Raw genomic sequence first — 13,627 nt, 5'->3', positions numbered from 1 at the left:
AAGCCGCGCGCGTCAGCGCGGCTCGCCCTCCCCAATCAGGAAGTCGAAGTCGCAGCCGTCCGGCGCCTGGGTGACGGTGCGCCGGTAGAGCGCCTTGTAGCCGCGCTTGGGCGCCGGCGGCGGCTCATGGTCGGCGAGCCGGCGGGCGATCTCGGCCTCGTCCACCTGCAGGTCGATCCGCTTGTCCCGGATCGACAGGCGGATCCGGTCGCCGTCGCGCACGGCGCCGAGCGGGCCCCCGATGGCGGCTTCCGGGGCGATGTGAAGCACGATCGACCCGAAGGCCGTGCCGGACATCCGCGCGTCGGAGATCCGCACCATGTCCTTCACCCCCGCCCGGGCGAGTTTTTTGGGAATGGGCAGGTAGCCTGCTTCAGGCATCCCGGCGGCGTGCGGCCCGGCATTCTGAAGCACCAGCACGTCGCCCGGGGCTACGTCGAGGTCCGGGTCGTCGATCCGCCGGCTGAGGTCTTCGAGGCCGGTGAACACCACCGCCCGCCCCTCGGATTCGAACAGCTCCGGCGTCGCGGCGGCGCGCTTGAAGATCGCCCCGTCGGGGGCGAGGTTGCCGCTGAGCGCCACCAGGCCGCCTACCGGCGAGACCGGATTGCGGAAGGCGCGGATGACCGAGCGGTCGACCCAGCCGGGCGGCTCGTCCAGGCGCTCGGTGAGGGTGCGGCCCTCCACGTCCACGGTGCCGAGATGCAGGAGCGGGCGCAGTTCGCGCAGCAGCGCACCCATGCCGCCCGCGGCGTGGAAATCCTCCATGTAGCCCTCGCCCACGGGCTTCAGGTCGACCAGCACCGGCGTCTCGTCCGAGATTTCGTTGAAGCGCTCGGACGGGATGCGGATGCCGAGGCGCCCGGCGATGGCCGTCAGGTGCACGATGGCGTTGGTGGAGCCCGACACCGCCATCAGGACCCGGATCGCGTTCTCAACGGATTCGCGGGTGATGACCTCAGCCGGGGTGATCTTGGTCTGGATCAGCCGCACGGCGGCGCGGCCGGTCTCCTCGGCGGCGACCAGCCGGTCCGAATGCACTGCCGGGATCGCGGCAGTGCCCGGCAGCGACATGCCGAGCGCCTCGGCGATGCAGGCCATGGTCGAGGCGGTGCCCATCACCGCACAGGTGCCGGCCGTGACCGAGAGCCGGCCCTCGACCTCGGCGATCTCCTCCGCATCTACCGTCCCGGCCCGGTACTTGGCCCAGAAGCCCCGGCAATCCGTGCAGGCGCCGAGCCGCTGGCCGCGATGGCGCCCGGTAGACATCGGGCCGGTCACCACCTGGATCGCCGGAAGGCCCGCCGAGGCCGCACCCATGAGCTGGGCCGGCACGGTCTTGTCGCAGCCGCCGATCAGCACGACCGCATCCATCGGCTGGGCCTGGATCATCTCCTCCGTGTCCATGGCCATGAGGTTGCGGTACATCATGCTGGTCGGATTGAGGAAAACCTCTCCGAGCGACACGGTCGGGAACGGGCGCGGCAGGGCACCGGCGGCGAGCACACCGCGGGAGACCGCCTCCACCAGCTCGGGCATGCTCCGGTGGCAATTGTTGAACCCCGACGGAGTCATCGCGATGCCGACCACCGGCTTGTCCAGAAGGGTGCGCGAGATACCCATGGACCGGGCGAAGGACCGCCGCAGGTACCGGGCGAAATCGCGGTCGCCGTAATTGGTGAGACCCCGGTCGAGGCCGTGCGGTTCGGCGGTGCCGGCGTCTTCGCTCATCGCTTCGTTTCCTGAGACGGGGGTCTGCTCAGCGCAGGTGGAACGCGATCCAGGCGACCGCGAGAAACACCGCGCCGGTGATCAACCATTGCGCGAATACGCGATAGCGGATTCTCACGCCGCGAAAAGCTCTGGATGCCGGGCGCGCAGGGCCAGGACCAGCGTCAACGTCTTCAGGTCGGTGAGTTCGGCCCGGTCCGCCATGCCGGCGAGTTCGGCGAGCGGCATCTCCACGATCCGGATGTTCTCGTGCTCGCCCTCGGCGCCGCCGCCGGCCTCGGCGCGATCCGCCCGGCCGTAGGGCGCGAGGTAGAGGTGCAGTTTCTCCGTCGTCAGGCTGGCGCAGGAATAGGTCGCGCCGACGAATTCGAGGTCGTGCAGGCGCAGGCCCACCTCCTCGAGCGCCTCCCGGCGGCCATTCTCCTCCGGGCTGCCGTCGTCGATCAGGCCGGCCGGCGCTTCCAGCTGCACCTGCTCACCGGCGGCGAAGAGGGGCGGTACCCGCAGCTCGCGCACCAGCGTGGCGACCTTCCGCTCCGGGTCATAGGGCAGGACCCCGACCGAATTGCCGTGATCCTCGATCTCGCGCTCGACTACGGCGCCGTCGGCGAGACGCACCGTCGTGATCCCGAACCGGCTCCAGCCCTCGTGGACGAACCGGACGCCCAGGATCTCGGCTTTCATGGCGTATCCCGTCTGCTGCGCCGAGAAACGGCACCGATCGCCCTACACGGGGACGGGGTGTCGGGTTCCGCGGACGATGACAGACGGGGCGTAATTCCGCGGCGCGCCGCCCGACGATCCATCGGAGCAGCTGCAACAGGCTGGAATCTTTCCGAATTGCCTGCGCGCCTGAACCAGCCCACAGAGGAAATGGTGCCGGAGGAGGGATTTGAACCCCCGACCTTCGCTTTACGAAAGCGCTGCTCTACCACTGAGCTACACCGGCAACCGGCAAGATCGGCGAACCGACCTCGACCTCCTGTCTCGGGGATGATCCGAGCCAGAATCTCGCGACGGTCTGAACCGTCCCGGATGTGGCAGGCTCTTAGCGGTCCGACCGGCGCAAGGCAAGGCCGATGGCAGGGTCAGGGGCGCAGGTCGGCGGCGAGCTCGTCCTGCAGGAACGCCCGCACCTCGGACCGGTCGATCCCGGGAGCGATGAAGCTCTGGCCGATCCCGCGGGCGAGGATGAAGGTCAGGGCGCCGTCGCGGACCTTCTTGTCCTGGGCCATCGCCTCGACGAGGGCGTCGGCGTCGCCGCAGCCGCCCGGCACCGCCTGGAGGCGGGTCGGCAGGCCGGCGAGCGCCAGGTGGTTGGCGACGCGGCCGGCATCCTGCCCGGGGCAGAGCCCGAGCCTGGCCGAGAACCGGAAGGCCAGGGCCGTGCCGATGGCGACCCCCTCCCCGTGCACCAGCCGCGCCGAGTCGTAACCGGTGATCCGCTCGAGGGCGTGGCCGAAGGTGTGGCCGAGATTGAGCAGCGCGCGCTCGCCGTCCTCCCGCTCGTCACGGGTGACCACCGCGGCCTTGGCGCGGCAGCAGGCGGCAACCGCCTCCTCGCGCTCCGGGCCGCCGGAGAAGATCCCGCGCCAGTTGGCCTCGCACCAGTCGAAGAACCCGGCATCCGCGATCAGCCCGTATTTGGCGACCTCCGCGTAGCCGGCCCGCATCTCGCGCTCGGACAGGGTGTCGAGGGTCGCCGTATCGGCCAGAACCAGGCGGGGCTGGTGGAAGGCGCCGATCAGGTTCTTGCCGAGCGGGGCGTTGATCCCGGTCTTGCCGCCCACCGAGCTATCGACCTGGGCGAGCAGGCTGGTCGGAACCTGCACGAAGCGCACGCCCCGGCGCAGGGTCGCGGCCGCGAACCCGGCGAGGTCGCCGACCACGCCGCCGCCGAGCGCCACGACGAGATCGCCGCGCTCGACCTTCAGGGCCAGCAGCCCGTCGCAGACCTGCGCGTAGCCGGCATAGGATTTCGAGCCCTCGCCCGGCGCCACGGTGACGATGCCGGAACCGAGACCGGCGCGCTCCAGGCTGGTCCTTAGGCGATCACCGTAGAGTGCGGCGACGTTCGCGTCGGTGACGATCGCCGCCCGCCGGCCCCCGAGGGCGGCCACCCGAGCGCCGGCCGTCTCGATCAGGCCGCGCCCGATCAGGATGTCGTAGTCGCGCCCGGCATCGAGCGGCACGTGGACCGTCAGGGGAACCGGATGGGTCGAGGGCTCGGTCACGGATGGGCTCGCTCAGTCTTCGTTATTGAGCCGCGATCGGGCTCGGGGCCGCGGCGTTCAGGTGCGCGTCCAAAGCCTCCAGCACGTCCTGGACGACGCGGTCGTGGGAGACTTCCCGGGAGATCACCACCACGTCGGCCGCCGCGTAGACCGGGTGGCGGACCGCCATCAGGTCGCGCATCGTCGCCTCGGGATCCTCGGTGTGGAGCAGGGGCCGGTTGCCGCGCTTGCGCACCCGCCGCATCAGCACGTCGAGATCGGCCTTGAGCCAGACCGAGATGGCCGATTCCCGGATCCGCGCCCGGGTCGCCTCGCGCAGATAGGCGCCGCCGCCGGTGGCCAGCACCAGCGGCCCGGCCCGCAGGAGGCGCGAGATCACCCGCTCCTCGCCGTCGCGGAAGCTCGGCTCGCCGTAGATCGCGAAGATGTCGGGGATGGTCAGGCCGGCCGCCGCCTCGATCTCGCTGTCGGCATCCTTGAAGATCAGCCCGAGCCGGCTGGCCAGGCGCCGGCCGACCGTGCTCTTGCCCGCCCCCATCAAGCCGACGAGCACGATCGAGCGCAGGCCCAGCGCCCGGCGCAGGCGCGCCTCGATCGGTTCACCGACGTCCCCTTCGTTCATCGACGGCAGCATCGCATGGTCGTGGCGTCTCCGGCTCCCTGTCGCCGCCCCGCACGCGCCTCGCGGAGGGCTTTCAATCCTGCGCCAGGCTCTTAGCGCGATTCAAGCGGCCAGCGAAACGCATCCCTGTGTCGTTCCAGGCCTTGTCAGCGCCGCGATCGCGTGGTGGAAACCGATCTCTCGCGACATCTTGGGAGGGCTTTTCGTGCGCTCCCCTCCCGCTGCCTGCGCCCGTCTGCCCGAGGTTCGACCGACGTGCCGACCCTGTTTCGTTTCTTCGCCACCATCGCGATCCTGGCCGGTCTCGTCTTCGCGGCGATGTTCGCGCTGGCGAATTTCGTGGTCCCGACCCCCCGGGAGATGACCGTGACCATCCCGGCCTCGAAGCTCCAACCGGGCAGCCGTTGAGCGCGGTCCCGGACGGCGCCCCGGCTCCTCTCCCATCCCCGGAGGTCGCCGCCTATCTCGACATGCTCGCGGCCGAGCGCGGGGCCGGCGCCAACACCCTGGCCGCCTATCGGCGCGATCTCGACGATTACCTCGCCTATCTACGCCGCGCAGGCATCCCGCTCGAGGAGGCCGATACGCACAGCCTCCGAGCCTTCGTGGCGGATCTGGAGACGCGGGGCCTCATGGCCTCGTCGGCGGCGCGCCGCCTGTCCTGCGTGCGCGGCTTCCACAAGTTTCTCTATGCCGAGGGCTATGCCGAAGCCGATCCGAGCGTCGCGGTCTCCGGGCCGCGCCGGGGCCGGACCCTGCCGAAGGTGCTGTCGATCGCCGAGGTGGACGGGCTGCTGGCCACCGCGCATGCGGCCGCGGCCGCCACGGAGGCGGGGCCGGCGCGGCGCGCCCGCCGGATGGTCTGCCTGCTCGAGCTTCTCTACGCCACCGGCCTGCGCGTCTCCGAGCTCGTAGCCCTGCCGCGCGCCGCCGGCACCACCCGGGAGCGCTACCTGTTCATCAAGGGCAAGGGCGGCCGCGAGCGGCTCGTCCCGCTGACCGAGGCGTCCCGGGTCGCGATGACCGCGCACCTCGCCGCGGTGCCCGAGGAATCCCCGTGGCTGTTCCCGGCCGACAGCGACAGCGGCCATCTCACCCGGCAGGCCTTCGCCCGGGACCTGAAGGCCGTGGCGGTCGCCGCCGGGTTACGTCCCGACCGCGTCAGCCCGCACGTGCTGCGGCATGCCTTCGCCAGCCATCTGCTGCAGAACGGGGCCGATCTGCGCATCGTCCAGGAATTGCTGGGGCACGCCGACATCTCGACCACGCAGATCTACACGCATGTTCTCGATGAGCGCCTGAAGGCGATGGTACGAGACCTGCACCCCCTCATGGACGGCTGAACGCCGCAGAGGATGGATGGCACGTCGTCCGTCTACGAGAATTGTACAGGTTTCACGAACTGACTAAGAGTCGCCCTTCGGCATACCGGTACGATAGCCCGCCTTTACCAGAGAGAGTTCAACCGATGTCAGGCCCGACTGCCTCGCAGAGCGGCGCTGAGCCGAACCAGGCGGGTCGTGCGACCGTCGACCAGCTATCGCAGCGGGACCGGCAGCGCCTCGACAACCAACTGTGCTTCGCCGTCTACGCCGCGGCCCACGCCTTCGGCCGGGCCTACCGCACGCTTCTCGGGCAGCATGAGCTGACCTACCCGCAATACCTCGTCCTGCTGGTGCTCTGGGAGGAGGATGGCCTGTCGGTGAAGGAGATCGGCAACCGCCTGTTCCTCGATTCCGGGACCCTGACGCCGCTGCTCAAGCGCCTGGAGGCCTCGGGTCGCGTGCGGCGCGCCCGGGATCGGGCGGACGAGCGCCAAGTCAGCATCTTCCTCACGCCGGCCGGCGCGAAGCTGCGCGACGTGCTCGCCTGCCTGCCCGACGAGGCGGGCGACCGGACCGGCCTCGACATGCAGGGCCGGAAGGACCTGCTGAACGACCTCGTCACCCTGCGGCTCGGCCTTCAGAACGGCCTCATCCCGGACTAGTTTGCCGCCTGCGCCGGCCCAGAATGCACGAGGGCACCCGCGCGTCCGCGCGGATGCCCCGGAATTCAGTTCACGCGCGAGAGCGCCGGATCAGGACTGGGTCTTGAGGTAGGCGATCACGTCGTTGATCTTCTTGTCGTCGGGGTAGCCCTGGAAGATCATCTTGGTGCCGGGCACCTTCGCCTTCGGGTTCTTCAGCCACTCGTGCAGATTGGCCTCGTCCCAGGTGATGCCCGAGTTCTTGAGAGCGGCCGAGAAATTGTAGCCCTCGTAGACGCCGGCCTTACGACCCACGACGCCCTTGAGGTCCGGACCCACGCCGTTCTTCTGGAAATTGTGGCACGCCTTGCAGGGGGCGAAAGCCTTCTCGCCGGCGGCCGCATCACCGGCCTCCTGGGCCTGCGCCGAGAGAGGGATCAGGGCGGCAAGGACGGCGCCGAGAACGAAAGAACGCATGGATTTCCTCCTTATGGCCGCTGACGCGGCAGCGTTTAGAGCAGAGCTTGCCTGCCTGGAACAGCTCTAAATAATACACACCCGTGGTGCAACGGCCTAGCCGTGCGAAGCCGTCGTCCCGGTGGATGAGTCGGCCGGCCAGACCCTCAACACCCGGCCGCGCGCTTCACCGCCTGCGACGGATGGAAGCTGGAAAGCGGCGCGTTCCGGCGCTGGCTCGGAGCCGCATCGGATTGCACGGGCGATCCGTGGCGCCGTAAGCTGATCGAGCCGGATCGCGCGCAATCGGCGGCGCCGGCAACGGAGCGCCGCCATGAGTTTTCGAGCCCTGGCGATCCTGGTCACGCTCTGCACGCTCGGCGTCGTCGCGCTCACAGTCGCCGAGGAGCCGGGCCGTCTGTGGGTCGTCGTCGGCAAGCTCGGCGAAGGCGGGATGTGGACGGCTCTGGCGATCTTCGTCGGGATCGCGGCCCTGCTCGGCTATCGGCGGCGCGCTCAGAGGCCGTGATAGCTCCGGTACCACGCCACGAAGCGCTCGATGCCGAGCTTCAGCGGGGTCGCCGGACGAAAGCCGGTTGCGCGGGTCAGATCCTCGATATCCGCGTAGGTGGCCGGCACGTCGCCGGGCTGCATCGGCAGCAGGATCGTCTCCGCCTTGCGTCCGAGCGCCTCCTCGAGGAGCGCGATCATCCGCATCAGCTCCACCGGCTCGTTGTTGCCGATGTTGTAGACCCGGTAGGGCGCCGCACTCGTGCCGGGATCGGGGTCGGCGCCGCTCCAGGCCGGGTTCGGGGTGGCTGGCTTCTCGGAGAGCGCGACGATCCCTTCGACGATGTCGTCGATATAGGTGAAGTCCCGGCGCATCTGGCCTTCGTTGAAGACCTGGATCGGCTCGCCGGCCAGGATGGCGCGGGTGAACAGATACATCGCCATGTCGGGCCGGCCCCAGGGCCCGTACACGGTGAAGAAGCGCAGGCCCGTGGTCGGCAGCCCGTAGAGGTGGCTGTAGCTGTGGGCCATCAGCTCGTTGGCCTTCTTGGTCGCCGCGTAGAGGCTCACCGGATGGTCGACGTTCTGGTGGACCGAAAACGGCATGGCCGTGACCGCGCCGTAGACCGAGCTCGAGGAGGCGTAGAGCAGATGCGCCACGCCGCCGTGCCGGCACGCCTCGAGGATGTTCAGGAAGCCGACGAGATTGCTCGACGCGTAGGCATGCGGGTCGGTCAGCGAATGGCGGACCCCCGCCTGCGCCGCGAGATGGATGACGGTCCGGAAGCCGTGGCGGCGGAACAGCGTGGCGAGCCCGGCGCTGTCTGTGAGATCGAGGCGCTCGAAGCTGTAGCCCGCGAAGGGTTCGAGCCGCCGCAGCCGCGCCTCCTTCAGGCCGACGTCGTAATAGGCGTTGACGTTGTCGAGACCCACGACGGGCTGGCCGGCTTCGAGGAAGCGCAGCGCGAGCGCGTTGCCGATGAAGCCGGCGACGCCCGTGATCAGGACAGGGGGCAGGGACATGATCGGACGCCGAGGGCCGGCCGTGCCGCCGGGGTCGGCGACCTGTACCACGCGCCGGCAGCCGATTCACCCGCAGGGGATGCCTTGCCGCGCGCGGCCGGCGGCGCGTAACGTCCACAGCTGTGAACACCGACCACCGCAAGCTGCCCGAGAGCCTGACGCGCTACCTGGCTCTGCCGCCCGGCTCCGTCGCCGAGCCGGCGCCACCGCCCGTGCATCGCGGGAGCCGGCGGGCCGATCCGCGCTCGGCGCATCAGGCTCTGGAATCGGCGCTCCTGCGCGGCTTCGTCTACGTCATCTCAGGGCTGGTCTGGCTGCTGGTGCTCGGGCTGGTCCTGCGCCACCTCGCGCGCTGAGCTTCCTGCATCCCCCCTCCCAGGCCTGTGGATATCGGTCGATCCGCGATGGAACGGCCCGGTCAACCGGTACTTGCGCGGCCAAGTCCGGTATTGGAGGCGCCGAGAGCCGGGCGGCATCGGATCGATGGCCGGGCCGGCCTTCAGGGAGATGGGACGATGGCTCTGACGGGGCGCTTCTGGTTCCGCAAATCCTGGACGGGCCGGCTCGTGCTGCTGGTCGAGGAGGTGCGCCCGCGCTGGTTCGGCCGCGGGGCCGGCAAGCCGCGCTGGCGCAACGCCCGGCTGATGGATTTCGCCGAGCCCGAATTGCGGCCGCTCATGGCGATGGAGAAGCTGCACCGCGCCGGCACGGCGTCCGCGACGGTGCACAATCTCCGCCCTGTCCCCGGGGCTCCGGAGCTGCGTGCCGCCAACGGCTGACCTCGGCCGCTCCGATCCCCATCTGGTGAGGGTGCGCTCCGCGGGAGCGCTCGAGACCGGGGATGAGGGCCATGCCGCGCTACTTCTTCCACACGCAGATCGGTGACGACACGATCACCGATCCGACCGGCGTCGAGCTGCGCGATCCGGACCAGGCCTGGGAGAAGGCCCAGGACACGATCCGTGCAGCCCTGGCCGATCCCCGGAATCAGGCCCGGCTGATGACCGCCTGCCTGGTCGTCACCGATGCGGCCGGCGAGGTGGTGCTCGAATTTCCGTTCAGCGAGGCCGTCTCCCTGCCGCCGGACGCGGATCCCACGCTGCATTGAGCGCGCCGGCAGGCGCCACCTGCCCTACATCGCCGCGAACGCGACGAATGAGGAGCAGCGCCAGCATGGATTCGCCCCCGAACGATCTCGACACGCACGCCCTCGGCCGCGCCGCGCCCGGAAAGGGATTGGCGCGCGAGGCCTGCCCCTATGCCGAGGGCACGCAGGCGCGCACGCGCTGGCTTGCCGGCTACGACGAGGCCGTCGCCGACGGCGCCAAGCCAGTATCCGGGGGAATCGCCAAGCATCCGCCGTCCGGGGAGCCGGCCCGCTGATGGATGCCAAGACGATGGATGCCAAGATTTTGGACGCCAAGACGACGCTACCATCCGGAGCCGCGCCCCACCCCGCTCTCGACCGCAAGGCGGTCGGCGCCGTGGTGCTCGGCAACGCCCTCGAATTCTACGATTTCACCGTCTACGCCTTCTTCGCGAAGCCGATCGGCGAGGCCTTCTTCCCGGCGACCGATCCGACCCACAGCCTGCTCGCGTCGCTGGCCCTGTTCGGCGTCGGCTACGTGATGCGGCCGATCGGCGGCGCGCTGATCGGCGCCTTCGCGGATCGGGCCGGGCGCAAACCGGCCATGCTGATCACCATCGCGCTGATGGCGCTCGGCATGCTGATGCTGGCCGCATGCCCGTCCTACGCGGCGATCGGGGGCTGGGCGCAGGTCATCGTGATCGCGGGCCGCCTCATCCAGGGGCTCGCCCTCGGTGGCGAGGTCGGCCCGTCCACCGCCTATCTCCTCGAATCGGCGCCGCCGGCCAAGCGCGGCTTCGTGACCAGCTGGCAGATCGCCAGCCAGGGCTGCGCGGCGCTAATCGCCGGAATCGTCGCGACCATCCTGGCGCTCATCGTCGGCGACCAGGCGATGTCGGCCTGGGGCTGGCGGGTGATGTTCGCCCTCGGCCTGTGCGTCGTGCCGGTGGGCCTCGTGATCCGGAGCCACCTGCCCGAAACCGGCGGCGCCGAGGAGGATCCCCACGCGGCCTCCTCGACGGTCGCGGTGTTCGGGCGGCTCCTGCGCGAGCATGGCCGCCTGCTGGGTCTGACCTTCCTGGTCATCGCGGCCTCGACCGTCTCGAACGCGGTGGGCACCAACATGCCGGTCTTCGCCGGCGCCACCCTGGGGTTGAGCGAGACCGCAGCCACCGCGGTGCCGATCGCGCTCGGCCTCGCCTCGGTGATCTTCCCGTTGCTGGGCGGCTGGCTCGCCGACCGGTTCGGCCGGCGCCCCGTGATGATCTGGCCGCGGGCGCTGATCCTGGTCCTGGCCGTGCCGGCCTTCGCCTGGGTGGTCAGCGCCCCCAGCGCCGCCAGCGTCTACGCGGTGACGTTCCTGCTCTCGGCCCTATCCTCGATCAACGCCGCCGCGGTGATCGTCGGCATCCCGGAAGCGTTGCCGCGCGCGGTGCGCAGTGCCGGGCTGTCGATCGTCTACGCGCTCTCGGTGTCGATCTTCGGCGGCAGCACCAACTACGTGATCAACTGGCTGATCGCAGCGACCGGCGACCGGCTGGCGCCGGCCTATTACCTCGCGGCCTTCAGCCTGATCGGGACCATCGCGGCCTTCCTGCTGCCCGAGACCCGCGGTCGCGACCTCGACGCGGAGCTCGAAGCGTAAGGGTGGATGTGCGCTCTCGCACGGCCCGGAAGCGGGGCCGGGTGGGAGCGCGTTTTCCTCGCTAGGTCCGGGCCGGCCCCGGGCCTAGACCGCGCCCATGCCCAGTCCTTCCGAGACGCGCCGCCCGCTGGTCCTCGCCGCGGTGATGGCGGCGATGTTCATGATCGCCATCGAGGCGACCATCGTCTCGACCGCCATGCCGCAGATCGCCGCTCAGCTCGGCGACCTCCACCTCTATGCTTGGGTCTTCGGCTCGTTCCTGCTGACGCAGACCGCCACCACGGTCGTCTTCGGCAAGCTGTCCGACCTCTACGGACGCCGCCCGGTGCTGCTGTTCGGCATCGCGGTCTTTCTGGCCGGCTCGTTGCTGTGCGGGCTCGCCTGGTCGATGCCCTCGCTGATTCTGTTCCGCCTGGTGCAGGGCGTCGGCGCGGGGGCGATCCAGCCGGTGAGCCTGACGGTGATCGGCGACCTCTACCCGGCCCGGGAGCGCGGCAAGGTCCAGGGTTATCTCGCCAGCGTCTGGGGCATCTCCTCGGTGGCCGGGCCGCTGGTCGGCGGCCTGATCATCGGCCATCTGAGCTGGCCCTGGATCTTCTGGATCAACCTGCCGGTGGGCGTGGTCGCAGCCGGCCTGTTCCTGGTCTACCTGCAGGAGAGCGTCGAGCGCCGCAGCCGGCCGATCGATGCGCTGGGCGCCGCCCTGTTCACCGCGGCCATCGCCGCGCTGATGATGGCCCTGACCGAGGCCGGCACCTCGGCCGCGGCGGCGTTCTGGCCGGCCCTCGGCTTCGTCGTGGCCGCCATCCTGTTCGTGCTCCAGGAGCGCCGGGCCGCCGACCCGATGCTCGACATCCGCCTGTGGATGCAGCGCCCGATCGCCACCACCAACGCGGCGACGCTGCTCTCGGGCATGACGGTGATCGGGCTCACCGCCTTCCTGCCGATGTACGTCCAAGGCGTGCTGCGGCAATCGCCACTGATCGCCGGCCTGACCTTGACCCTGATGGTGCTCGGCTGGCCGATCGGCGCCACCACGGCGGCGCGCAACTTCGTGCGCTTCGGCCTGCGCCCGACGCTGCTGGTCGGCGCCACCCTGCTGCCGCTGGGCGCCACCGCCTTCGTCGCCCTGGGGTCGGAGACCTCGCCCATCGTCGCGGCCTGCGGCTCGATCGTGATGGGGCTGGGCATGGGCTTCCTCTCGACCGCCGCCATCGTGATCATCCAGGACAGCGTGACCTGGGCGCAGCGCGGCGCCGCGACCGCCTCGAACATCTTCGCACGCAACCTCGGCTCCACCCTGGGGGCCACCGCCTTGGGTGCCGTGCTGAATTACCGCTTGGTCAACCCGGTCGACGGACCGCCGGTGGATTCCAGCCAGCTCCGGCGCCTCCTCGACGATCCCGCAAGCCTCGGAGCCGGCGGCGAGGCGATCCGCGACGGGCTCCAGCACGCCCTGCACGGCACGTTCTGGACGGTTTTCGCGGTGGCCCTGCTGACCTTGGTGCTGTCGCTGTTCGTCCCCCGCGTCTCGATCTCGGACGCGCCGCGTGAATTGGCGGTGGAATAGGGTATCGCTGCCGGCGCAGGCGCCTAGTCGGGCCTTCCATCACGGACGGCTTTGACTCCGTCGGACAAGGGCCCGCCCAAGATTGCGGAGCGCCCCGACGACCGTATGATATAGTCATACCGCCATCGCAGGAGCCCGCATGGCTGCGACCGAGAAGCGAACCTTCAGCCTTCCCTCCGAGCAGGCCGCCTTCATCGATGCACAGGTGAAGACCGGTGCGTTCGCGAGCGCGAGCGAGGTGGTGCGCGCCGGTCTACGCGCGCTGCAGGAGCGCGACGCCGCCGTCGAGCGCTGGCTTCGCGACGAGGTGGTTGCGACCTACGACGAGATGAAAACGCATCCCGAGCGCGCGATCTCGTCGGAGGACATGGCCGAGCGGATGCGCCGGCGTCACGAAGCGCGGCTGCGGGACAGTGCGTGAGACGGCGGAGCATCAGCTACGCGCCCGCCGCCGGTGATGACCTGGAATGGATCTACGACACCGTCGCGAAGGCCAGCACACCCGTGATCGCGTCGGGCTTCGAAGAGAGCATCCGCAATTTTTGTCAGCGGCTCGAATACGGTGCGGAGCGCGGGAGCTTGCACAGCGATCTCCGACCGGGCCTGCGCACGATCGGCTTCGCGCGGCGTGTCACGGTTGCCTTTACGGTTGAGGAGCACCGCGTTGTGATCCTGCGCATCTTCTATGGCGGCCGCGATTGGGAGATGGATTTCCGATAAGCGGCGATCCGGCTGGCAGACGGTTTCGCCCGATCTGTCACATGCCCCAACGGCGGGTTTGAT

Annotated in this window: 18 protein-coding genes and 1 tRNA gene; 12 read left to right on the top strand and 7 right to left on the bottom strand. The window is 69.9% G+C overall.

What is annotated here, in order from left to right; all coding sequences use genetic code 11:
- Window positions 1-12: 12 nt before the first annotated feature.
- The 5 genes from WYO_RS22300 to WYO_RS22280 all read right to left on the bottom strand — a co-directional run bounded on the left by WYO_RS22300 (window position 13) and on the right by WYO_RS22280 (window position 4,587).
- Window positions 13-1,731: an IlvD/Edd family dehydratase gene (locus WYO_RS22300; RefSeq protein WP_007566715.1), complete on the bottom strand. Its 1,719-nt coding sequence runs from the start codon at window positions 1,729-1,731 to the stop codon at window positions 13-15.
- Window positions 1,732-1,845: 114 nt separating this feature from the next.
- Window positions 1,846-2,415, bottom strand: a complete 570-nt coding sequence (locus tag WYO_RS22295) for an NUDIX hydrolase (RefSeq protein ID WP_007566713.1) — start codon at window positions 2,413-2,415, stop codon at window positions 1,846-1,848.
- A gap of 190 nt (window positions 2,416-2,605) precedes the next feature.
- Window positions 2,606-2,680 (bottom strand) — tRNA-Thr (locus WYO_RS22290).
- A 139-nt stretch (window positions 2,681-2,819) separates the two neighbouring features.
- Window positions 2,820-3,965 (bottom strand): 3-dehydroquinate synthase, encoded by a 1,146-nt coding sequence (gene aroB / locus WYO_RS22285; protein WP_007566711.1) that lies wholly within the window; start codon window positions 3,963-3,965, stop codon window positions 2,820-2,822.
- Window positions 3,966-3,987: 22 nt separating this feature from the next.
- Window positions 3,988-4,587 carry a shikimate kinase gene (locus tag WYO_RS22280; protein ID WP_039903768.1) on the bottom strand — a complete coding sequence of 200 codons (600 nt, stop codon included), beginning with the start codon at window positions 4,585-4,587 and terminating at the stop codon, window positions 3,988-3,990.
- A 255-nt stretch (window positions 4,588-4,842) separates the two neighbouring features.
- On the opposite strand from WYO_RS22280, the gene WYO_RS31940 reads away from it, so the two are divergent.
- The 3 genes from WYO_RS31940 (at window position 4,843) to WYO_RS22265 (ending at window position 6,574) form a co-directional block, all read left to right on the top strand.
- Window positions 4,843-4,995, top strand: a complete 153-nt coding sequence (locus WYO_RS31940) for a hypothetical protein (RefSeq protein ID WP_007566707.1) — start codon at window positions 4,843-4,845, stop codon at window positions 4,993-4,995.
- Entirely contained in the window at window positions 4,992-5,930 is a 939-nt protein-coding gene (locus tag WYO_RS22270; protein WP_007566706.1) for a site-specific tyrosine recombinase XerD, read from the top strand. Before WYO_RS31940 ends, WYO_RS22270 begins: the two co-directional genes overlap by 4 nt.
- A 125-nt stretch (window positions 5,931-6,055) precedes the next feature.
- Window positions 6,056-6,574 (top strand): MarR family transcriptional regulator, encoded by a 519-nt coding sequence (locus WYO_RS22265; RefSeq protein ID WP_007566704.1) that lies wholly within the window; start codon window positions 6,056-6,058, stop codon window positions 6,572-6,574.
- A gap of 90 nt (window positions 6,575-6,664) precedes the next feature.
- On the opposite strand, the gene WYO_RS22260 is transcribed toward WYO_RS22265, so the two are convergent.
- Complete coding sequence (locus WYO_RS22260) at window positions 6,665-7,030, bottom strand: cytochrome c family protein (protein ID WP_007566702.1); 366 nt, start codon at window positions 7,028-7,030, stop codon at window positions 6,665-6,667.
- A gap of 313 nt (window positions 7,031-7,343) precedes the next feature.
- Here WYO_RS22260 and WYO_RS22255 point away from each other — a divergent pair, with 313 nt between their 5' ends.
- Window positions 7,344-7,538, top strand: a complete 195-nt coding sequence (locus WYO_RS22255) for a hypothetical protein (protein WP_007566700.1) — start codon at window positions 7,344-7,346, stop codon at window positions 7,536-7,538.
- On the opposite strand, the gene WYO_RS22250 is transcribed toward WYO_RS22255, so the two are convergent.
- Window positions 7,526-8,542: an NAD-dependent epimerase gene (locus tag WYO_RS22250; protein WP_007566698.1), complete on the bottom strand. Its 1,017-nt coding sequence runs from the start codon at window positions 8,540-8,542 to the stop codon at window positions 7,526-7,528. The two genes, WYO_RS22255 and WYO_RS22250, sit on opposite strands and share 13 nt — an antisense overlap.
- 122 nt (window positions 8,543-8,664) lie before the next feature.
- Between WYO_RS22250 and WYO_RS22245 the strand changes: the two genes are divergently transcribed.
- From WYO_RS22245 to WYO_RS22210, 8 genes are all read left to right on the top strand, one after another.
- The gene (locus tag WYO_RS22245) at window positions 8,665-8,898 is read left to right on the top strand and encodes a hypothetical protein (protein ID WP_007566696.1); all 234 of its coding nucleotides are present in this window, start codon (window positions 8,665-8,667) and stop codon (window positions 8,896-8,898) included.
- Window positions 8,899-9,057: 159 nt separating this feature from the next.
- Window positions 9,058-9,321 (top strand): hypothetical protein, encoded by a 264-nt coding sequence (locus tag WYO_RS22240; RefSeq protein ID WP_007566695.1) that lies wholly within the window; start codon window positions 9,058-9,060, stop codon window positions 9,319-9,321.
- 71 nt (window positions 9,322-9,392) lie between these two features.
- Window positions 9,393-9,650: a hypothetical protein gene (locus WYO_RS22235; RefSeq protein ID WP_007566692.1), complete on the top strand. Its 258-nt coding sequence runs from the start codon at window positions 9,393-9,395 to the stop codon at window positions 9,648-9,650.
- Window positions 9,651-9,715: 65 nt separating this feature from the next.
- Window positions 9,716-9,925, top strand: coding sequence for an Rmf/CrpP family protein (locus tag WYO_RS22230; protein ID WP_007566691.1), 210 nt, complete (start codon window positions 9,716-9,718; stop codon window positions 9,923-9,925).
- A gap of 14 nt (window positions 9,926-9,939) precedes the next feature.
- Entirely contained in the window at window positions 9,940-11,274 is a 1,335-nt protein-coding gene (locus tag WYO_RS22225; protein ID WP_047170906.1) for an MFS transporter, read from the top strand.
- Between the two features lie 97 nt (window positions 11,275-11,371).
- Entirely contained in the window at window positions 11,372-12,844 is a 1,473-nt protein-coding gene (locus tag WYO_RS22220; protein ID WP_007566687.1) for an MDR family MFS transporter, read from the top strand.
- A gap of 139 nt (window positions 12,845-12,983) precedes the next feature.
- Window positions 12,984-13,265: a type II toxin-antitoxin system ParD family antitoxin gene (locus WYO_RS22215; RefSeq protein WP_007566685.1), complete on the top strand. Its 282-nt coding sequence runs from the start codon at window positions 12,984-12,986 to the stop codon at window positions 13,263-13,265.
- On the top strand, window positions 13,262-13,564 hold the full coding sequence (locus WYO_RS22210) for a type II toxin-antitoxin system RelE/ParE family toxin (protein ID WP_007566683.1): 303 nt from the start codon (window positions 13,262-13,264) through the stop codon (window positions 13,562-13,564). The genes WYO_RS22215 and WYO_RS22210 overlap by 4 nt, the downstream gene beginning before the upstream one ends.
- Window positions 13,565-13,627: the final 63 nt, after the last annotated feature.

The sequence above is a fragment of the Methylobacterium sp. GXF4 genome, from assembly GCF_000272495.1.
Lineage (GTDB): Bacteria > Pseudomonadota > Alphaproteobacteria > Rhizobiales > Beijerinckiaceae > Methylobacterium > Methylobacterium brachiatum.
The sequence above is the reverse complement of the archived record's forward strand: the minus strand, read 5'-3'. Positions and strand labels throughout refer to the sequence as shown.